Consider the following 21,555-nt stretch of genomic DNA (forward strand, 5'->3'; position numbering starts at 1 on the left):
CATGACCCTACCGAAAATTAAACACGTCCGCGCCTGGTTTATCGGCGGCGCTACCGCAGAGAAAGGCGCTGGCGGCGGCGATTATCATGACCAGGGGGCAAATCACTGGATTGACGATCATATCGCCACGCCGATGAGCAAATATAAACAGTATGAACAGTCTCGCCAGTCGTTTGGCATCAACGTTCTCGGTACGCTGATCGTTGAAGTGGAAGCCGAAAACGGGCAGACCGGCTTTGCGGTGTCGACTGCGGGCGAGATGGGTTGCTTTATCGTGGAAAAACATCTGAACCGCTTTATTGAAGGTAAGTGCGTCAGCGATATCAAACTGATCCATGACCAGATGCTCAACGCTACCATGTATTACTCCGGATCCGGCGGTCTGGTGATGAATACTATCTCCTGTATCGACCTGGCGCTGTGGGATCTGTTCGGCAAAGTGGTTGGGCTGCCGGTTTATAAACTGCTGGGCGGCGCGGTGCGCGATGAAATTCAGTTCTACGCCACCGGGGCGCGCCCGGATCTGGCGAAGGAGATGGGCTTTATTGGCGGCAAGATGCCGACCCACTGGGGGCCGCACGATGGCGACGCGGGGATCCGCAAAGATGCCGCGATGGTGGCCGATATGCGCGAAAAATGCGGGCCGGACTTCTGGCTGATGCTGGACTGCTGGATGAGCCAGGACGTGAATTACGCCACTAAACTGGCCCACGCCTGCGCGCCCTCTAACCTTAAGTGGATCGAAGAGTGCCTGCCGCCGCAGCAGTACGAAGGCTACCGCGAGCTGAAACGCAATGCGCCAGCCGGAATGATGGTCACCAGCGGCGAGCACCACGGCACGCTGCAATCTTTCCGCACGCTGTCGGAAACCGGCATCGATATTATGCAGCCTGATGTGGGCTGGTGCGGCGGCCTGACCACGCTGGTGGAGATTGCGGCGATCGCCAAATCGCGCGGCCAGCTGGTGGTGCCGCACGGCTCGTCGGTCTATTCGCACCACGCGGTCATTACCTTTACCAATACGCCGTTCAGCGAGTTCCTGATGACCAGCCCGGACTGTTCAACAATGCGTCCGCAGTTTGACCCGATTCTGGTTGACGAGCCGGTGCCGGTAAACGGGCGCATTCATAAAAGCGTGCTGGATAAACCGGGCTTCGGCGTCGAGCTGAACCGCGACTGCAACCTGAAACGTCCTTATAGCCACTGATCCCGTCGTGCCGCACAGCGCAGATGTGCGGCCCATTGTTGAGGATATTACGATGAGCAACACCTTGCTTGAAAGCGTGGTGAAGAAAAACCGCGCCCGTTTGATCCCTTTTATGCTGGCGCTGTACGTGCTGGCGTTTCTTGACCGTTCGAATATCGGCTTTGCCAAAGAGACCTATCAGCTGGATACCGGCCTGAGCAACGAGGCCTATGCGCTGGGGGCGGGGATTTTCTTTGTGGTGTACGCCTTTCTCGGGGTGCCCGCCAACCTGCTGATGCGCAAATTCGGCGCAAGAAAATGGATCGGCTGCACCACCTTGCTGTGGGGGCTTCTCTCCGCGGCGATGGCGTGGGCGGATACCGAAGCGAAGTTTCTGCTGGTGCGTACCCTGCTGGGCGCCGCCGAGGCGGGCTTCTTCCCGGGTATGATCTACCTGACTTCCCAGTGGTTCCCGCAGCAGAACCGCGCCAGCATTATGGGGCTGTTTTATATGGGCGCGCCGCTGGCGCTGACCCTCGGGTCGCCGCTCTCCGGCGCGCTGCTGGAAATGCACGGCTTTATGGGCCATCCCGGCTGGTTCTGGATGTTTATCATTGAGGGGCTGCTGGCGGTCGGCGCCGGGTTCTTCACCTTCTTCTGGCTTGACGATACGCCGCAAAAGGCGCGTTTCCTGAGCGCTGCCGAAAAACAGGCGTTAATCAGCGAGCTGGCCAGCGAAGAGCAGAAAAAGGTGACTTCGCGTTTGTCCGATGCGCTGCGCAACGGCCGCGTCTGGCAGCTGGCCATTATTTATCTGACCATTCAGGTAGCGGTTTACGGTCTGATCTTCTTCCTGCCGACCCAGGTTGCCGCGCTGCTCGGCACCAAGGTGGGGTTTGTGGCTTCGGTGGTGACCGCTATTCCTTGGGTAGCGGCGCTGTTCGGGACCTGGCTGATTCCGCGCTACTCCGACCGTACCGGCGAGCGGCGTAATATTGCCGCATTCACCCTGCTGGCGGCGGCGATTGGCATTGCGGTCTCCGGGCTGGTGTCGCCAGTGCTGGCGATTATCGCGCTGTGCGTTGCCGCCGTGGGCGTCATTGCCGTACAGCCGGTGTTCTGGACCATGCCGACGCAGCTGTTGTCCGGCACGGCGCTGGCCGCGGGCATCGGTTTCGTCAACCTGTTTGGCGCCATCGGCGGTTTTCTGGCGCCGATTATCCGCGTCCAGGCTGAAACAATGTTCGCGAGTGATTCTGCCGGATTAGTGACGCTCGCCTGCGTGGCGATTGTCGGAGTTGTTATTATCTTTTCACTGCGCGTCAATCGTACGGTGCCGCAGGCTGACAGCGTACAGCATTAATGTAAGGGAGAACTATGAACGCAATTTTATCGAACCCATTTAAAGCGGGATTGTTGCAAGGGGAAGCGCAAATTGGCCTGTGGCTGAGCTCGACCTCTTCGTATATGGCTGAGATTGCCGCCACCTCGGGTTACGACTGGCTGCTGATTGACGGCGAACATGCGCCCAATACCATTCAGGACCTGTATCATCAGCTGCAGGCCATCGCGCCCTACGCCAGCCAGCCGGTGATTCGCCCGGTGGAGGGCAATCGTAGCCTGATTAAACAGGTACTGGATATCGGCGCCAGAACGCTGCTGATCCCGATGGTCGATACCGCTGAACAGGCGCGGGAGATCGTCTCGGCTACCCGCTATCCGCCGGTGGGCACCCGCGGCGTCGGGGCCGGGGTGGCCCGCGCCGCGCGCTGGGGGCGGGTAGAGAACTATATGGCGCAGGCCAACGATGAACTGTGCCTGCTGATTCAGGTGGAGAGCAAAACCGCCCTCGATAATCTGGATGCGATCCTCGAAGTGGAGGGGATTGACGGCGTCTTTATCGGCCCGGCTGACCTATCGGCTTCGCTGGGCTACCCGGACAACGCCGGGCATCCGGACGTTCAGCGCATTATCGAACAGAGCATCCGCCGCATTCGCGCGGCGGGAAAAGCCGCCGGTTTCCTCGCCGTTGACCCGGAGATGACGCACAAAGCGCTGGCGTGGGGGGCCAATTTTGTCGCCGTGGGCGTTGATACCAACCTCTATACCCGCGCGCTGGATAAACGGCTGGCGATGTTCAAGCCGATAGCCGAACAGGCGGAGGGAAAGGGGAGCTATTAGTCCCCCCGCAGCCGGTGCTGGTATCAGGCCAGCGCCTGCGCCAGCAGAGAGATGGGATGTTCGCAGCGTTTGCTGGTGGACATCTCAATCTGCCATTTGCAGGTTTCACAATCGGTCACCACCAGGTCGGCGCCGCTCTCCTCAATTTGCCGGAACAGCGGCGCGCCAATGGCCTGCGATGAGTCATAGTTCTCCGACTTAAACCCATAGGTGCCGGCAATGCCGCAGCATTGAGAGTCGAGCACCTCCAGCTGCAAGCCGGGGATCAGCCGCAATAGCTCAAGGGTATACAGCGACCAGCCCATTTTCTCCATATGACAGGGGGTGTGATAGACCACCTTCAGCGGCAGCGGTTTTAGCTGCAAAGGCCGCCCATCATCCAACTGACGCCAGATCCAGCGGGTTGCCAGCTCAATACGATCGCGAACGTCGCGGTTCTCAATATCGAGTACGTGCGGGTATTCATCGCGTAGGGTAAAGGTGCAGGTTGATGAGGTCGCAATAACAGGGAGGCTATTTTCCCGCATCGCGGTGACGTTGCTCTGCGCCTGCTTGCGCGCCCTGGCAAAAAAACCGTTGGCAATCAGCGGCACGCCGCAGCACTGCTCCTTACTGAATAACTGCACGCCGATGCCCATGGCGTTCAGCACCCGGATAAGATCTTTGCCCAGCTGTGGGTGGTTGTAGTTGACATAGCAGCCGTGAAAAAACGCCACCTGTTCGGCGTATTGCGCCTGCTGAGCAGACAGCTGACGATACGCGCGGCGAAAGGTGCCAAAGCCATATTTCGGCAGCGTACGGCGGTGATCGATTTTAAGCGCGGCGTCGAGGAGTCGCCGTACCGGCTTCAGCCCGGTGGTGGCGTTCACCAGCGGGGCAAACGGCGTGGAGAGGGTGCCCATCAGGTCGGTATGGCTGAGGATCGCATCGCGCAGGGTGGGCTTTTGCCGACCATACTCCATGCGCGCGCGCTGGATAATATCGCCGATTTTGACGTCTGAGGGGCAGGCGACTTCACAGCGTTTGCAGTTAATGCAGTATTTTAACGCCTCGTCGTAGAGCGTGCCGTCTTTCAGGCGCAGGCGCTCGCCGTCCGGCCCGGCCTGTTTTGGCCCAGGGTAGCGCGGGTTAACCCGGCTGACCGGGCAGGCGGTGGTGCAAACGGTGCATTTAATGCAGTGTTCAAAACGCGTGTCGTTCATGACTCACCTCCGGCAAGCTCGCCGATTAACCTTGCGGCGTGCAGCGCGGTGACCGCGCAGACGCCGCCGCCGCATCCCAGCGCGATGGCATCAAAACCGCCGAGAATAGAACCTACGGCGAACAGATTCTCCAGCGTCTGCCCCTGAAGCTGCGGACGCAGGGCCGCATCGGTTTTCAGGCCGAAACGCTGCCAGGGCTGGGAAGCAAAAAAGTCCTGCTGATACCAGCGCTCGCGCGGTAGCGTCTGCTGCAGATCAAGGCCAAGAATAGGCTCGCGCACGCCGCTGCGTTCGGCGACCAGCCCATTGCTGAAAAAGCTGCCGCTGGCCAGCACCGCGAAGCGCGGGCGCAGCGGGATATCGCCGTGGTTGCGCGTCCAGATAGCGTTAACGATACCGTTCTGCTGGCTAATATTGATGACTTCGTCGCCGGTAAGCCAGGTGCCGCCGCCGCGGATAAAATGCCGCTGGAGCTGGGCGTGCAGGCGCATCCCCGGCACCGACGGCGGCAGCGTAGGCAGCAGGCGCAGCGGGCAGGGAAGGCGCTGCTGTAGCCACTGATACAGACGATCGTCGGCGAGGCCGAAGCAGGCGGGCATGATAATGAAACGGTGCCGCTGCGCCAGCGGACGCAGCGCCGCCAGCAGCGCTGGCCACTGCGTTTCATCGTCCAGACGGCGGGCGATATTGGCGGCGCGAAATTCGGATGGGCTATCGCGCAGAACATCAAGGAGCGGTAAATCTATCTCCTGCGCTTCGGCGTGAACGCCATGCTGGTTCAGCGAGGCGGCGGCAAGATGCGGCTGGAAGTCGCCGAATCCGCTGATGCCGACCACGCAGACGCCGTTGGCGGGCAGCGGCGCGGTGGCAATCTCCTGCGGCGAAAGCCAGGCCGCGCGTAAGGTTCCCAGCGGCGTCACGCGCAGATGCGGCTGGCTGGCCTCACCCTGCATGGCGATACCGCAGTCGGCAAACAGAGCCTGCGCCTGGCTGGCGTAACCCATTACCCGTTCGACGCCGAGTCTGGCATAAGGATGCTCGGGAAGCAGGCGGGCCAGTTGGCCGATGCCGTGAGCAACATCGGTGACGGTTTCGCCATTCGGCAACGTCGAGAGCAGATCCAGCGAGGCGGAAGAGAAGTGCAGGGCGCTTTGGCCGCGGCTGATAATCACGCTGCGCAGGCCGCGCTGATTGAGCGCCAGCCCGCAGAGCAGCCCGGCAAGGCCGCCGCCGATAATGGCGCAATCAAACTTCATCCTGATGCTCCTTTTGTAATCCGCACAGGCCGAGATAGACCCAGCGGGTGAACTCGCTTTCGCGCAGCGCGTCTCCCCAGGCCACCGGCTGGACGCCTTTCCAGCGCTCGTTCAGAAATTCAGACAGCTGGGTAAGGGAGCGCGCGGAGGTGGTGACGTTAAAACGCGCGAGCAGCCCGGCGGCCCGGCAGGCGCACAGCTCGCCCTGACAGGTGCCCATGCCGACGCGGGTGCGCCGGCGCAGGTCGAGCAGGTTTTTCACCGCCAGATTTTCGACCGCGTACTGAACCTCGCCGGCGGTGACCGCTTCGCATTCGCAGACCAGGCTGCGGTGCTGGCGGCTATCGCCAAGCCAGGCGGGGGTACGATCGCCGTGGCGATAAATGGCCGACCCGCGCAGCGATGCTGGTAAAGCGATGATTTTGCGTAACGTGGTTTCCGTCGGCTCCTGCGAGCCGGGAAGCGGCGCATCGGCGGTTGTACAGGGGGCGGTATTGCCGAGCTTGCGGCATACCGCATCCGTAGCCCATTCCGCCATCAGGCGGTAGGTCATCAGCTTACCGCCGGTGATGGTGATAAAACCTTCCATGCCGTCGCGCTGGGCGTGGTCGAGCAGCACGATGCCGCGGCTGACGCTGCGTCCACTGGGATCGTCATCGCTGGCGACCAGCGGACGTACGCCGGAGTAGGCGCGCAGTATCCGGGTCCGCCCCATGATCGGCGCCAGCTTTTCCCCCTCGCGTAGTAGCGTATCGACTTCCCCGGCCGTCACCCGGTTGTCGTCAATTTCGTCATAGGGAATGTGCATCGAGGTGGTGCCAATCAACGAAATGGTATCGCCGGGTACCAGGATATCGGCGTCAGCCGGTTTGCGGCAGCGGTTGATAACCTGACGGTTAATGCGGTGGTCGAGGATCAGCAGCGATCCTTTTGCCGGAAACATCGCGATGCGCAGGTCGGCATACTCTGCGATACGCTGCCCCCAGATCCCGGCGGCGTTGACCACCACCTGCGCGCGCAGGCTGAGCGGTTCACGGCGCTGACGATCGTAGAGCGCTACCCCCTGGACGCGATCGCCCTCGCGCAGCAGGCCGGTGACTTCGCAGCCGGTGAGGATCGGGGCGCCATGTTCGCGGGCATCGAGCATATTCGCGGCGGTGAGGCGGAACGGATCGACGGTGCCGTCCGGTACCTGCACGGCGCCAAGCAGCGCGGGATTCACGGCAGGCTCCAGGCGCAGCGTTTCGGCGGGCGTCAGAGGCTGGGCTTCAATACCCGCCTGCTGGCAGGCGGTGATAAAGGTGTGCTGATACGCCGGGTCATCTTCCGGCAGGGTAATAAAGAGTCCGCTGGTGGGCTCAATGCAGTGGCGGGCGATACGGCGTAAGATGCGGTTTTCGCTGATGCACTCGCGCGCCGATTCGCTATCGGTGACCGCATAGCGCGCGCCGCTGTGCAGCAGGCCGTGGTTACGCCCGGTCGCGCCGGTGGCGATATCGTAGCGCTCAACCAGCGCAGCCTTCAGCCCGCGCAGCGCGCAGTCGCGCGCGATCCCGGCGCCGGTTGCGCCGCCGCCAATAATAATGACGTCATATTCACGACTATCGGCCATCTCCCTGTCCTCTGTGTTCGTTTTACATCATTTAGCCATATCGATAGCGTTTAATGTTTGATTTCGAGCATATTTGCGCGTAATTCGAGCATTTGTTGTGACTTTGCGCGCATATTGGAAAGCATTGTCATATTTCTGTAACAAAGTGTGCGACATTTCACAGTATTAGATTTACGCTTTGCCTACTATCGCGACCAAATTAGAAGTCAGTGAATAAATTACGTTTTTTTGCGTCGACGTCAGAAAAACAGCAATGGCCACGGAGGCTGATATGTTAAGTATATTTAAACCCGCAGCGCATAAGGCGCGTTTGCCAACGGCGGAAATCGATCCGTTATATCGTCGATTACGTTGGCAGATCTTTATTGGTATCTTCTTCGGATATGCCGCTTACTATCTGGTTCGTAAGAACTTTGCTTTGGCTATGCCTTATCTTATCGAACAGGGATTCTCCCGTGGCGATCTCGGCTTTGCGCTTTCCGGTATCTCCATCGCCTACGGATTTTCGAAATTCATCATGGGCTCGGTCTCAGATCGTTCGAATCCGCGCATTTTTTTACCGGCAGGGCTGATCCTGGCCGCGCTGGTGATGCTGGTCATGGGCTTCGTCCCCTGGGCGACCTCCAGCATTATAGTGATGTTCGTGCTGCTGTTCCTGTGCGGCTGGTTCCAGGGGATGGGCTGGCCGCCGTGCGGGCGCACGATGGTGCACTGGTGGTCGCAAAAAGAGCGCGGCGGTATTGTGTCGGTATGGAACTGCGCGCATAACGTCGGCGGCGGGATCCCGCCGCTGCTGTTTCTGCTGGGGATGGCGTGGTTTAACGACTGGCACGCGGCGCTGTATATGCCAGCTTTCGGCGCGATCCTGCTGGCGATTTTCGCCTTCGCGATGATGCGCGATACCCCGCAGTCCTGCGGCCTGCCGCCGATCGAAGAGTATAAAAACGATTATCCCGACGACTATAGCGAGAAACACGAAGAAGAGCTGACCGCAAAGCAGATCTTTATGCAGTACATCCTGCCGAACAAGCTGCTGTGGTACATCGCCGTCGCTAACGTGTTTGTCTATCTGCTGCGCTACGGCATCCTCGACTGGTCGCCGACCTATCTGAAGGAGGTTAAGCACTTCGCGCTGGATAAATCATCCTGGGCCTACTTCCTTTATGAATACGCGGGGATCCCGGGCACCCTGCTGTGCGGCTGGATGTCGGATAAAGTATTTAAAGGCAACCGCGGCGCGACCGGCGTCTTCTTTATGACCCTGGTCACCATCGCCACCGTCGTTTACTGGCTGAACCCGCCGGGTAATCCGGGCGTGGATATGGCCTGCATGATCATCATCGGCTTCCTGATTTATGGCCCGGTGATGCTGATTGGCCTCCATGCGCTGGAGCTGGCGCCGAAAAAAGCCGCCGGCACCGCCGCGGGCTTCACCGGCCTGTTCGGCTATCTCGGCGGCTCGGTAGCCGCGAGCGCTATCGTTGGCTACACCGTCGATTTCTTCGGCTGGGACGGCGGCTTTATGGTGATGATCGGCGGCAGCGTGCTGGCTGTCCTGCTGTTGATTATCGTGATGCTGGGTGAACGACGTCATCACCAGCAGATGAAACAAGGCTAAGGAGCGGCGATGAAAAGTCAATTAACCGCTCTGATGAGCGGCATGATGCTGGCCGCTACCGCGCTCTCTTTCAGCGCCGTCGCGGGGGAGAAAATCGTTATCGCCCACCGCGGCGCCAGCGGCTATCTGCCGGAACATACCCTCCCGGCGAAAGCGATGGCGTATGCTCAGGGGGCCGATTACCTTGAGCAAGATCTGGTGATGACTAAAGACGACCGGCTGGTGGTGCTGCATGACCACTATCTGGACCGGGTGACCGACGTGGCGCAGCGTTTCCCGCAGCGGGCACGTAAGGATGGCCGCTTCTACGCCATCGACTTTACGCTCGCCGAGATAAAGTCGCTGAAGTTTACCGAAGGGTTTGAGCCGAAAGATGGCAAGAACGTGCAAACTTATCCGGGCCGTTTCCCGATGGGGAAGTCTGATTTCCGTATTCATACCTTTGAAGAGGAGATTGAGTTTGTGCAGGGGTTGAATCACTCAACCGGCAAAAACATCGGCATCTACCCGGAAATCAAAGCGCCGTGGTTCCATCATCAGGAAGGTAAGGATATTGCCGCCAGTACGCTTAAAGTGCTGAAAGAGTATGGCTATACCCGCAAGCAGGATAAGGTCTATCTGCAGTGCTTTGACGCGGATGAGCTGAAACGTATTAAACACGAGCTGGAGCCGAAGATGGGGATGGATCTCAATCTGGTGCAGCTTATCGCCTATACCGACTGGAATGAAACCCAGCAGCGGCAGGCCGACGGCAAATGGGTGAACTACAGCTATGACTGGATGTTCAAACCGGGGGCGATGGCGCAGATCGCGCAGTACGCTGACGGCATTGGTCCGGACTACCATATGCTGGTGGCCGAAGGCTCGAAGCCGGGTGATGTGAAGCTGACGGCTATGGTGAAAGAAGCTCACGCCAGCCATATGCAGGTCCATCCGTATACGGTCCGTGCCGATCAATTGCCGGAGTACGCAACCGACGTCAATCAGCTCTACAACGTGCTGTATCGCCAGGCGGACGTCGACGGCCTGTTTACTGATTTCCCGGATAAAGCGGTGCAGTTCCTGAACGCGAAGCAGTAAAAAGCCGGGCTTACCCGGCCTGTGAACGGCAGTTTTGTCGGTCGGGTAAGCGTTACGCCAGCCGACAAAACTTACATCTCAATTTCGATATCGCCTTTCGCCCGGCAGCAGCAGGGCAAAATCTCTCCCGGCTGGACAAACGCCAGCGGCTCGGTGAGCCAGTCAACCTGGCCCGACACCAGCCGTAGACGGCAGGAGCCGCAGTACCCTTCGCGGCACTGATACTCCACGTCGATATTGTGCGATTCCAGGGCCGCCAGCAGAGAGGGGTGTTCATCCTGACACTCAAGACGAGTGTCAGAAATCTTCAAAAAAATGTGTTTCATCAGAGCTGGAAGTTGCTCAGATCGTCGGCGTCGACTTCGGAATCGATCTGCCCGACGAGATAGGAACTGACTTCCACTTCCTGCGGCGCCACCTGCACGTTATCGGACACCAGCCAGGTGTTGATCCACGGGATCGGGTTGGAGCGGGTCTGGAACGGCAGATCGAGACCCACCGCCTGCATGCGGATGTTGGTAATGTACTCAACGTACTGGCAGAGAATATCTTTGTTCAGGCCGATCATCGAGCCGTCGCGGAACAGATAATCCGCCCACTCTTTTTCCTGCTGCGCCGCCTGCACGAACAGGTCGTAGCACGCCTGTTTGCACTCTTCGGCGATTGAAGCCATCTCCGGATCGTCGACGCCGGAACGCAGCAGGTTCAGCATGTGCTGAGTACCGGTCAGGTGCAGCGCTTCATCGCGGGCGATCAGACGGATAATCTTGGCGTTACCTTCCATCAGCTTGCGCTCGGCAAAGGCGAAGGAGCAGGCGAAGCTGACGTAAAAACGGATGGCTTCCAGCGCGTTCACGCTCATCAGGCACAGGTAGAGTTTCTTTTTCAGCTCGCGCAGGTTCACGGTGATGGTTTTACCGTTCACGCTGTGGGTGCCTTCGCCCAGCAGATGCCAGTAGCTGGTCAGCTCAATCAATTCATCGTAATAGCTGGAAATCCCTTCCGCGCGTTTCTGAATCTGCTCGTTGGTGACGATATCGTCAAACACCATCGCCGGATCGTTAACGATATTGCGGATGATATGGGTGTAGGAGCGCGAGTGAATGGTCTCTGAGAACGCCCAGGTTTCAACCCAGGTTTCCAGCTCCGGAATTGAAATCAGCGGCAGCAGGGCGACGTTCGGGCTGCGTCCCTGGATCGAGTCGAGCAGCGTCTGATATTTCAGGTTGCTGATAAAAATGTGTTTTTCGTGTTCCGGCAGCGCCTGGTAGTCGATGCGGTCGCGGGAAACGTCAACTTCTTCCGGACGCCAGAAGAAGGAGAGCTGTTTTTCAATCAGCTTTTCGAAGATGTCATATTTTTGCTGATCGTAGCGGGCGACGTTCACCGGCTGACCAAAAAACATCGGCTCAAGCAGCTGATCGTTTTTGGTCTGAGAAAAAGTGGTATATGCCATGAGTGGGGATCCTGTCCTGGAATTACAAGCCGGGTGGCGCTTCGCTAACCCGGCCTACAATATACCGTAGGCCCGGCAAGCGACGCGCCGCCGGGCAATATTATCAAATCTTACATGCGCCGCTTTCGCAGCCGTCGTCCTGGATGGACGGCGCCAGATCGTCCTGGGCATCTTCCGCGCCATCGCGAGTGTTGTGATAGTACAGCGTTTTGACGCCGAACTTATAGGCGTTGAGCAAGTCTTTCAGCAATTGCTGCATCGGCACTTTACCTGACGGGAAGCGGGTCGGGTCGTAGTTGGTGTTGGCGGAAATCGACTGGTCGATAAACTTCTGCATAATACCGACCAGCTGCAAGTAACCGTCGTTGTTCGGCATTTCCCACAGCAGCTCGTAGCCGTTCTGCAGTTTTTCGTAATCCGGCACCACCTGGCGCAGGATCCCGTCTTTCGACGCTTTGATGCTGACGTGGCCGCGCGGCGGCTCAATGCCGTTGGTGGCGTTGGAGATCTGCGAAGAGGTCTCGGACGGCATCAGCGCGGAGAGCGTGGAGTTACGCAGGCCGTGCGTTTTGATCGATTCGCGCAACGCTTCCCAGTCGTAATGCAGGGATTCATTGACGATCGCATCCAGGTCTTTTTTATAGGTATCGATCGGCAGAATGCCTTTGGCATAGGTGGTTTCGTTAAACCACGGGCACGCGCCCTGCTCGATAGCCAGTTCGTTAGAGGCTTTCAGCAGGTAGTACTGAATCGCTTCGAACGTTTTATGCGTCAGGTTGTTGGCGCTGCCGTCGGAGTAGCGTTTACCGTGCTTCGCCAGATAGTAGGCAAAGTTGATTACGCCAATGCCCAGCGTACGACGGCCCATGGCGCCGCGTTTGGCTGCCGGGATCGGGTAGTCCTGATAATCCAGCAGGGCATCCAGCGCGCGAACCGCCAGCACCGCCAGTTCTTCCAGCTCATCAAGGCTATCGATAACGCCGAGGTTGAAAGCGGAGAGGGTGCACAGCGCAATTTCACCGTTTTCGTCGTTCACATCTTCCAGCGGCTTGGTCGGCAGGGCGATTTCCAGGCACAGGTTGGACTGGCGCACCGGCGCGACCACCGGGTCAAACGGGCTGTGGGTGTTGCAGTGGTCGACGTTCTGGATGTAGATACGGCCGGTGGAGGCGCGCTCCTGCATCATCAGCGAGAACAGCTCTACCGCTTTAATGCGCTGCTTGCGAATGCTGTCGTCCTGCTCGTATTTGGTGTACAGGCGCTCAAACTCGTCCTGATCGGCGAAGAACGCATCGTACAGGCCCGGGACGTCTGACGGGCTGAACAGGGTGATATCGCCGCCTTTCAGCAGACGGGTGTACATCAGCTTGTTGATCTGTACGCCGTAGTCCATGTGACGAACGCGGTTGGCATCGGTGCCACGGTTATTTTTCAGCACCAGCAGGCTTTCGACTTCCAGATGCCACATCGGGTAGAAGAGGGTCGCCGCACCGCCGCGCACGCCGCCCTGCGAGCAGGATTTCACTGCGGTCTGGAAGTGCTTATAGAACGGAATACAGCCGGTGTGGAACGCTTCACCGCCGCGAATCGGGCTACCCAGCGCGCGGATGCGACCGGCGTTGATGCCGATACCGGCGCGCTGAGAGACGTATTTAACAATGGCGCTGGAGGTGGCGTTAATCGAATCCAGGCTGTCGCCGCACTCGATCAGCACGCAGGAGCTGAACTGGCGGGTCGGGGTGCGCACGCCGGACATAATCGGCGTCGGCAGGGAGATTTTAAACGTCGACACCGCGTCATAGAAACGCTTGATGTAGTCCAGACGCGTCTCGCGCGGGTAGTTGGAGAACAGGCACGCGGCGACCAGAATGTACAGGAACTGGGCGCTTTCATAGATCTCGCCGGTGACGCGGTTCTGCACCAGATATTTGCCTTCGAGCTGCTTAACCGCCGCGTAGGAGAAGGTCATATCGCGATCGTGCTCGATGAACGAATCCATCTGCTTGAACTCTTCTTCCGTGTAGTCTTCCAGCAGATGAGTATCGTATTTGCCGTTTTTCACCATTTTCGACACGTGGTCGAACAGCGCTGGCGGCTCAAACTGGCCGTAGGCTTTTTTACGCAGGTGGAAAATCGCCAGGCGGGCGGCAAGATACTGGTAATCCGGGGCGTCGCGGGAAATAAGGTCCGCGGCGGCTTTGATAATGGTTTCGTGAATGTCGGCGGTTTTGATGCCGTCATAGAACTGAATGTGGGAACGCAGTTCTACCTGGGAGATGGAAACGTTATTCAGTCCTTCTGCCGCCCAATCCAGCACGCGGTGGATTTTATCGAGATTGATGCGCTCGGTGCTACCGTCGCGCTTTGTCACCAGCAGACTCTGATTCATGTGGATTATACCTGTCCGTGAAAGAAAATATCCCCCACTTATCCACAGATCGCCGTTGTGACTAACTCTGTGGATAAATACTATATGTAGGGGGTTGTCGATAAAAGAAACGCTATATGGTGAGTATTCTAGTAAGGATTCTTTTGAGTACAAGAGTTGATTTTGAGGTTAAATTGAGGTTGCGGAAGGGTAATAATCGCCAAGTCCACGCCACATAAGGCCTGGAGAAGATGTCAATAAATCAGAAAAAAAAATGAAAATTTGATCGAGTGCTGATTTCTTCATCGGAAGAAAAAATCACGCGGCTTGATGCCGCGCAATCATCATAGGAAATACAGCTGACGTTATGCTTTTTTCGCCGTTGTATGCAACATATAGTTAACATCAACCCCTGGCGCCAGCTTGAAGGTATTGGTCAACGGATTGTAGTGGAGACCGGTAATATGCTGCTCTTTCAGAATAGTCTCATCAACCCAGCCGATCAGCTCCGCCGGTTTAATGAATTTCTTCACGTCATGGGTACCTTTTGGCACCATCTTCATAACGTATTCGGCGCCCACGACCGCCATCAGCCACGCTTTACCGTTACGGTTAATAGTCGAGAAGAAGACCTGGCCGCCGGGTTTGACCAGCCGCGCGCAGGCGTGGACCACCGACTGCGGGTCCGGGACGTGCTCCAGCATCTCCATGCAGGTGACGACGTCATACTGCTGAGCATGCTTCGCCGCGTGCTCTTCAACGGTTTCCTGGACGTATTCGACCTGAATACCGCTCTCCAGGGCATGCAGCCTGGCCACCTGTAGCGGTTCGAAACCCATATCCAGACCGGTCACCGTTGCGCCTTCTCGAGCCATGCTTTCAGCCAGAATGCCGCCGCCGCAGCCGACATCGAGCACCTTTTTGCCAAACAGGCCGCCGGAGCGCTCCGCGATATAGCCAAGACGTAGAGGGTTGATGCGATGTAACGGCTTGAATTCGCCTTCTAAATCCCACCAGCGCGAGGCGACGGCTTCAAATTTAGCGATTTCATTATGATCAACATTGTGGGCCACCGACGGTTTTTCGGCATTCATGGGCGCTTTTACTCCTGTTCAGTTCAGACCCGCGAGTATATCAGGCCTCAGGGATGAATAAACCGTCTATCCCTGTCGCCTTCCGCCGCGCGAAAATCATTGGGTATAGGTTTACCCGTATCACTACGGGTGTGTTATAATTTGCGACCTTTGAATCCGGGATACAGTAGAGGGATAGCGGTTAGATGAGCGACCTTGCGAGAGAAATTACACCGGTCAACATTGAGGAAGAGCTGAAGAGCTCGTATCTGGATTACGCGATGTCGGTCATTGTTGGCCGTGCGCTGCCGGATGTCCGAGATGGCCTGAAGCCGGTACACCGTCGCGTACTATACGCCATGAACGTATTGGGCAATGACTGGAACAAAGCCTATAAAAAATCTGCCCGTGTCGTTGGTGACGTAATCGGTAAATACCACCCTCATGGTGATACTGCCGTGTATGACACCATTGTACGTATGGCGCAGCCATTCTCCCTGCGTTACATGCTGGTAGATGGCCAGGGTAACTTCGGTTCTGTCGACGGCGACTCCGCCGCAGCGATGCGTTATACGGAAATCCGTATGTCGAAGATCGCCCATGAACTGATGGCCGACCTGGAAAAAGAGACGGTGGATTTCGTCGATAACTATGACGGCACGGAAAAGATCCCTGACGTTATGCCGACCAAAATCCCGAACCTGTTAGTCAACGGTTCGTCCGGTATCGCGGTAGGTATGGCGACCAACATTCCGCCGCACAACCTGACCGAAGTGATCAACGGCTGTCTGGCCTACGTTGAAAACGAAGACATCAGCATTGAAGGGCTGATGGAACATATTCCGGGCCCGGACTTCCCGACCGCCGCGATCATCAACGGTCGCCGCGGCATTGAAGAGGCCTATCGTACCGGTCGCGGTAAAGTGTACATTCGCGCCCGCGCGGAAGTGGAAGCTGACGCGAAAACCGGTCGCGAAACCATCATCGTGCATGAAATTCCGTATCAGGTGAACAAAGCGCGCCTGATTGAGAAAATCGCTGAGCTGGTCAAAGACAAACGCGTCGAAGGCATCAGCGCGCTGCGCGACGAGTCTGATAAAGACGGCATGCGTATCGTGATTGAAGTGAAGCGCGATGCGGTGGGTGAGGTGGTGCTTAACAACCTCTATTCGCAGACTCAGCTGCAGGTATCCTTCGGTATCAACATGGTTGCCCTGCACCATGGTCAGCCGAAGATCATGAACCTGAAAGAAATTATTGCCGCGTTCGTGCGCCACCGCCGCGAAGTGGTGACCCGCCGTACGATTTTCGAACTGCGTAAAGCCCGCGATCGCGCGCACATCCTTGAAGCGCTGGCGATTGCCTTGGCCAACATCGATCCGATTATTGAGCTGATTCGCCGCGCGCCGACGCCGGCGGAAGCGAAAGCTGGCTTAATCGCCCGTTCATGGGATCTGGGCAACGTTTCCGCGATGCTGGAACGCGCAGGCGATGACGCCGCGCGTCCGGAATGGCTGGAACCTGAATTCGGCGTGCGCGACGGCCAGTACTACCTGACCGAACAGCAGGCACAGGCGATTCTGGATCTGCGTTTGCAGAAACTGACCGGCCTTGAGCATGAAAAACTGCTCGACGAATACAAAGAGCTGCTGGAACAGATTGCGGAACTGCTGCATATTCTGGGCAGCGCCGATCGCCTGATGGAAGTTATCCGCGAAGAGCTGGAGCTGGTCCGTGAACAGTTCGGCGACGCGCGCCGTACCGAGATCACCGCTAACAGCGCCGATATCAACATCGAAGACCTGATCAACCAGGAAGATGTTGTCGTGACCCTTTCGCATCAGGGCTACGTGAAGTATCAGCCGTTAACCGACTACGAAGCGCAGCGTCGCGGCGGTAAAGGCAAATCTGCGGCGCGTATCAAAGAAGAAGACTTTATCGACCGTCTGCTGGTGGCCAACACCCACGACACGATCCTCTGCTTCTCCAGCCGCGGTCGTCTCTACTGGATGAAAGTGTATCAGCTGCCGGAAGCCAGCCGCGGCGCGCGCGGTCGTCCGATCGTCAACCTGCTGCCGCTGGAAGCCAACGAGCGCATCACCGCGATCCTGCCGGTCCGCGAATACGAAGAGGGCGTGAACGTCTTTATGGCCACCGCCAGCGGTACCGTGAAGAAAACGGCGCTGACCGAATTCAGCCGTCCGCGTTCCGCCGGTATTATCGCGGTTAACCTTAACGAAGGCGACGAACTAATAGGCGTCGATCTGACCTCCGGTCAGGACGAAGTCATGCTGTTCTCCGCCGCCGGTAAAGTGGTGCGCTTTAAAGAGGACGCCGTCCGCGCGATGGGCCGTACCGCCACCGGCGTGCGCGGCATCAAGCTGGCCGGCGAGGACAAGGTGGTCTCGCTGATCGTTCCGCGCGGCGAAGGCGCCATCCTGACCGTCACGCAGAACGGCTACGGTAAACGTACCGCGGCGGAAGAGTATCCCACCAAGTCGCGTGCGACCCAGGGCGTTATCTCTATCAAAGTCACCGAACGCAACGGTTCCGTTGTGGGCGCGGTGCAGGTAGATGACTGCGACCAGATTATGATGATCACCGATGCGGGCACGCTGGTACGAACCCGCGTTTCTGAAGTGAGCATTGTCGGTCGTAACACTCAGGGCGTGATTCTGATCCGCACCGCGGAAGATGAAAATGTGGTTGGCCTGCAGCGCGTTGCTGAGCCGGTTGATGACGAAGAGCTGGATGCCATCGACGGCAGCGCGGCGGAAGGCGATGAGGATATCGCGCCGGAAGCGGATACCGACGATGATATTGCCGAAGACGAAGAGTAATTCTCTGCGGTAATTGTTCTGAAAGGGTCGGGGCTATCCCCGACCCTTTTTGTTTTCCCGTTGCGGGACCGTTGTTTTATCGTTACCTTAACGCCATTCTGTTGAGCCCCTGACGGCCGAGCATCGCCACATTGAAATATCTAGCTTCTTTCCATAACACGTTAAAGGTTTCACGCTATCTGTTCAGAGCGCTGGCGGTACTGCTGTGGGTGCTGGTCGCTTTTGTGTCGGTGTTTTACATCGTCAACGCTTTGCACGATCGTGAATCGGAAATTCGCCAGGAATTTAACCTCAATGCCGATCAGGCGCAGCGCTATATCCAACGTACGGCCGACGTGATCAAAGAGCTGAAGTACGTTGCGGGCAACCGGCCGATGGACGGCGGCGAAGGCGGCGATACGCCGGTTCAGCGCGGCGATATCGCGATACCTAATTTTGAACCGCTCTACCCGGATTCCGACTGCGCGCTGATGAGTACGACCTGGCGTAATTCGCTACAGTCACTGGCGTGGTTTATGCGCTACTGGCGCGACAATTTCTCAACGGCCTACGACCTCAATCGTATTTTTTTGATTGGCAGCGACAATCTGTGTATGGCCAACTTCGGCCTGCGTGATATTCCGCTGGAGCGGGACCATGCGTTAAAAGTACTGCATCAGCGGATTGAGCAGTATCGCGACGCTCCGCAAAATGAGCGCGGTAACAATCTGTTCTGGATAAGCCAGGGCGTGCGTCCGGGCGTGGGCTATTTCTATGCGCTGACCCCAATCTATGTGGCGAATCGCCTGCAGGCGATGCTCGGCGTTGAGCAAACCATCCGTATGGAAAGCTTCTTTACCCCCGGCAGTCTGCCGATGAACGTCACTATCCTCGACGATAACGGTCAGTCGCTGATTTCGCTTGCCGGGTCGGACAGCAATATTAAACCGGATGCGAAGTGGATGCAGGAGCGTCTGTGGTTCGGCTATACCGCCGGTTTTCGCGAGCTGGCGATGAAAAAAAACCTGCCGCCATCATCCCTGAGCATTGTCTATTCGGTGCCGGTGGATCAGGTGCTGGAACGCATCCGGATGCTGATACTGAACGCCGTGGTGCTCAATCTGCTGACCGGCGTCCTCCTTTTTGTCCTCGCCCGCATGTATGAACGGCGGATTTTTATTCCGGCAGAAAATGACGCCCAGCGGCTGGAAGAGCATGAGCAGTTCAATCGAAAAATCGTTGCCTCCGCGCCGGTGGGGATCTGTATTTTACGTACGCTCGACGGCACCAACATTCTGAGTAACGAGCTGGCGCATAACTATCTCAACATGCTAACCCACGAGGACAGGCAGCGGCTGACGCAAATTATCTGCGGCCAGCAGGTGAACTTTGTCGATGTGCTGACCAGCAATAACACCAACCTGCAAATCAGCTTTGTCCACTCGCGCTACCGTAATGAGAACGTGGCGATTTGCGTGCTGGTGGATGTCTCGGCGCGCGTCAAAATGGAGGAGTCGCTGCAGGAGATGGCCCAGGCCGCAGAGCAGGCCAGCCAGTCGAAATCAATGTTCCTCGCCACCGTCAGCCACGAACTGCGCACGCCGCTGTACGGGATTATCGGTAACCTTGATTTATTGCAGACCAAAGAGCTGCCGAAGGGCGTCGATCGCCTGGTGACGGCGATGAACAACTCTTCCAGCCTGCTGCTGAAAATTATTAGCGATATCCTCGACTTCTCAAAAATTGAGTCCGAGCAGCTAAAAATTGAGCCGCGGGAGTTTTCGCCGCGCGAGGTCATGAACCATATTTCCGCCAACTATCTGCCGCTGGTGGTGCGTAAGCACCTGGGGCTGTACTGCTTTATTGAGCCTGACGTACCGCAGCTGATGTCCGGCGATCCCATGCGCCTGCAGCAGGTTATTTCCAACCTGCTGAGTAATGCGATTAAGTTTACCGATACCGGCTGCATTATTCTGCACGTGGAACGGGCGGGCGACTATCTGCAAATCAGCGTCAGAGACACCGGGGAGGGGATCCCGGCGAAAGAGGTGGTACGCCTGTTCGATCCGTTCTTCCAGGTCGGCACCGGGGTGCAGCGCAACTTCCAGGGGACGGGACTCGGTCTGGCGATCTGTGAAAAGCTTATCAGCATGATGGATGGCGATATTGCCGTCGAAACCGAGCCCGGTATGGGCAGCCGGTTCACCATTCGTATCCCGCTTTATGGCGTACAAAATACGCCGCCGCCGCTGATTGACGGCCTGGCTGAAAAATGCTGCTGGCTGGCGATTGATAATAGCTCGCTGGCGCTGTTCGTCGAGCAACTGCTGAATTACCACGGTATCCCGGTCCGCCGCTATGCGGGGCAAGCGCCGGGAGCGGAGGATATTTTATTGACCGATAGCGAGGCGCGTGAAGCCTGGCCCGGCGGCGCGATGGTGATCTTCTGTCGACGCCATATCGGTATTCCGCAGGAGCGGGCGCCCGGCGAATGGCTGCATAGCGTGGCCACGCCGCATGAGCTGCTGCCGCTGCTGGGACGCATCTTCCATATCGCCGTGGCCAGCGCGGAAAACGGGCCCGCGCTATCCGCGGCGGATGCGCAAACCACCAGCAATGATGACATGATGATCCTGGTGGTGGACGATCATCCCATTAACCGACGTCTACTGGCCGATCAGCTGGGATCGCTGGGCTATCAGTGCGTAACGGCAAATGATGGGGTCGATGCGCTGAATGTTCTGAGCAAGCAGCATATTGATATTGTGCTTAGCGACGTCAACATGCCGAATATGGATGGCTATCGTCTGACCCAGCGCATACGCCAGTTGGGGCTCACGCTGCCGGTGATCGGGGTTACCGCCAACGCTCTGGCGGAAGAGAAGCAGCGCTGCCTGGAGTCGGGGATGGACAGCTGCCTTTCTAAGCCGGTGACTCTGGATATTATCAAGCAAACCCTGACGGTCTACGCCGCACGGGTACGTAAGGGAAGGGAGTAAGGCAGTTTCCCGGATAGCGCAGCGCTATCCGGGAAGGAAGACGTTAGTCTTTGTCCGTGGAGCTCAGGGAAACGGAAGAGAGGTAGTTCAGCAGGGCAATGTCGTTTTCCACGCCGAGCTTCATCATTGCCGATTTTTTCTGGCTACTGATGGTTTTGATACTGCGGTTGAGCTTTTTGGCAATCTCGGTGACCAGGAAGCCTTCGGCGAACAGACGCAGTACTTCACTCTCTTTAGGCGACAAACGTTTGTCACCGTAACCGCCGGCGCTGATTTTTTCCAGCAGGCGCGAAACGCTTTCCGGGGTGAATTTTTTGCCTTTTTGCAGCGCGGCCAGCGCTTTAGGCAGATCGGTTGGCGCACCCTGTTTCAGGACGATCCCTTCAATGTCCAGATCCAGCACCGCGCTCAGGATCGCCGGGTTGTTATTCATTGTCAGGACAATGATGGACAGATCCGGGAAATGACGCTTGATGTATTTGATAAGCGTAATGCCATCGCCGTATTTATCACCGGGCATGGATAAATCGGTAATCAGGACGTGTGCGTCCAGCTTTGGCAGATTGTTGATTAAGGCCGTGGAGTCTTCAAACTCGCCAACAACGTTCACCCACTCAATTTGTTCAAGTGACTTACGAATACCGAACAGTACGATCGGATGGTCATCGGCAATAATTACGTTCATATTGTTCATGTATTAGGCTA

The 21,555-nt window shown here is 57.4% G+C and carries 15 protein-coding genes; 7 read left to right on the forward strand and 8 right to left on the reverse strand.

From position 1 onward, the window contains the following. Position 1: 1 nt before the first annotated feature. Genes rhmD through yfaU form a run of 3 tightly spaced genes read left to right on the forward strand, consistent with a single transcriptional unit; the run spans position 2 to position 3,367 of the window. The gene (gene rhmD, locus CMQ96_RS08985; protein WP_004134009.1) at positions 2-1,207 is read left to right on the forward strand and encodes an L-rhamnonate dehydratase; all 1,206 of its coding nucleotides are present in this window, start codon (positions 2-4) and stop codon (positions 1,205-1,207) included. Between the two features lie 52 nt (positions 1,208-1,259). Next, positions 1,260-2,549 (forward strand): MFS transporter, encoded by a 1,290-nt coding sequence (locus tag CMQ96_RS08990; protein ID WP_024359242.1) that lies wholly within the window; start codon positions 1,260-1,262, stop codon positions 2,547-2,549. Between the two features lie 14 nt (positions 2,550-2,563). Next, positions 2,564-3,367: a 2-keto-3-deoxy-L-rhamnonate aldolase gene (gene yfaU, locus CMQ96_RS08995; protein ID WP_098066619.1), complete on the forward strand. Its 804-nt coding sequence runs from the start codon at positions 2,564-2,566 to the stop codon at positions 3,365-3,367. Between the two features lie 23 nt (positions 3,368-3,390). Here yfaU and glpC read toward each other — a convergent pair whose 3' ends face one another. Genes glpC through glpA form a run of 3 tightly spaced genes read right to left on the reverse strand, consistent with a single transcriptional unit; the run spans position 3,391 to position 7,437 of the window. Next, positions 3,391-4,569, reverse strand: coding sequence for an anaerobic glycerol-3-phosphate dehydrogenase subunit GlpC (glpC, locus tag CMQ96_RS09000; protein ID WP_024359240.1), 1,179 nt, complete (start codon positions 4,567-4,569; stop codon positions 3,391-3,393). Further along, positions 4,566-5,825, reverse strand: coding sequence for a glycerol-3-phosphate dehydrogenase subunit GlpB (gene glpB, locus CMQ96_RS09005; RefSeq protein ID WP_098066621.1), 1,260 nt, complete (start codon positions 5,823-5,825; stop codon positions 4,566-4,568). The genes glpC and glpB overlap by 4 nt, the downstream gene beginning before the upstream one ends. Further along, entirely contained in the window at positions 5,815-7,437 is a 1,623-nt protein-coding gene (gene glpA, locus CMQ96_RS09010; RefSeq protein WP_098066623.1) for an anaerobic glycerol-3-phosphate dehydrogenase subunit A, read from the reverse strand. The genes glpB and glpA overlap by 11 nt, the downstream gene beginning before the upstream one ends. Before the next feature lie 271 nt (positions 7,438-7,708). On the opposite strand from glpA, the gene glpT reads away from it, so the two are divergent. Next, positions 7,709-9,055, forward strand: coding sequence for a glycerol-3-phosphate transporter (gene glpT, locus CMQ96_RS09015; RefSeq protein ID WP_098066691.1), 1,347 nt, complete (start codon positions 7,709-7,711; stop codon positions 9,053-9,055). 9 nt (positions 9,056-9,064) lie between these two features. After that, on the forward strand, positions 9,065-10,135 hold the full coding sequence (gene glpQ / locus CMQ96_RS09020; RefSeq protein ID WP_098066625.1) for a glycerophosphodiester phosphodiesterase: 1,071 nt from the start codon (positions 9,065-9,067) through the stop codon (positions 10,133-10,135). A gap of 71 nt (positions 10,136-10,206) precedes the next feature. Here the strand turns inward: glpQ and yfaE are convergent, their stop codons facing one another. The 4 genes from yfaE to ubiG all read right to left on the reverse strand — a co-directional run bounded on the left by yfaE (position 10,207) and on the right by ubiG (position 15,053). Beyond that, positions 10,207-10,461, reverse strand: coding sequence for a class I ribonucleotide reductase maintenance protein YfaE (yfaE, locus tag CMQ96_RS09025; RefSeq protein WP_049087159.1), 255 nt, complete (start codon positions 10,459-10,461; stop codon positions 10,207-10,209). Next, positions 10,461-11,591 (reverse strand): class Ia ribonucleoside-diphosphate reductase subunit beta, encoded by a 1,131-nt coding sequence (gene nrdB, locus CMQ96_RS09030; protein ID WP_004123058.1) that lies wholly within the window; start codon positions 11,589-11,591, stop codon positions 10,461-10,463. The genes yfaE and nrdB overlap by 1 nt, the downstream gene beginning before the upstream one ends. A gap of 103 nt (positions 11,592-11,694) precedes the next feature. Further along, entirely contained in the window at positions 11,695-13,980 is a 2,286-nt protein-coding gene (nrdA, locus tag CMQ96_RS09035; RefSeq protein ID WP_004123055.1) for a class 1a ribonucleoside-diphosphate reductase subunit alpha, read from the reverse strand. 344 nt (positions 13,981-14,324) lie between these two features. Then, positions 14,325-15,053 (reverse strand): bifunctional 2-polyprenyl-6-hydroxyphenol methylase/3-demethylubiquinol 3-O-methyltransferase UbiG, encoded by a 729-nt coding sequence (gene ubiG / locus CMQ96_RS09045; RefSeq protein WP_049088473.1) that lies wholly within the window; start codon positions 15,051-15,053, stop codon positions 14,325-14,327. A gap of 185 nt (positions 15,054-15,238) precedes the next feature. Here ubiG and gyrA point away from each other — a divergent pair, with 185 nt between their 5' ends. Next, positions 15,239-17,872 carry a DNA topoisomerase (ATP-hydrolyzing) subunit A gene (gyrA, locus tag CMQ96_RS09050; RefSeq protein ID WP_004123050.1) on the forward strand — a complete coding sequence of 878 codons (2,634 nt, stop codon included), beginning with the start codon at positions 15,239-15,241 and terminating at the stop codon, positions 17,870-17,872. Positions 17,873-18,003: 131 nt separating this feature from the next. Next, positions 18,004-20,850, forward strand: a complete 2,847-nt coding sequence (rcsC, locus tag CMQ96_RS09055; protein WP_098066627.1) for a two-component system sensor histidine kinase RcsC — start codon at positions 18,004-18,006, stop codon at positions 20,848-20,850. Positions 20,851-20,893: 43 nt separating this feature from the next. On the opposite strand, the gene rcsB is transcribed toward rcsC, so the two are convergent. Then, positions 20,894-21,544: a response regulator transcription factor RcsB gene (gene rcsB / locus CMQ96_RS09060; RefSeq protein WP_004103995.1), complete on the reverse strand. Its 651-nt coding sequence runs from the start codon at positions 21,542-21,544 to the stop codon at positions 20,894-20,896. Between the last annotated feature and the right edge of the window lie 11 nt (positions 21,545-21,555).

This window comes from Klebsiella sp. MBT K-1, from assembly GCF_002556465.1.
GTDB classification, from domain to species: Bacteria; Pseudomonadota; Gammaproteobacteria; order Enterobacterales; family Enterobacteriaceae; genus Klebsiella; species Klebsiella grimontii.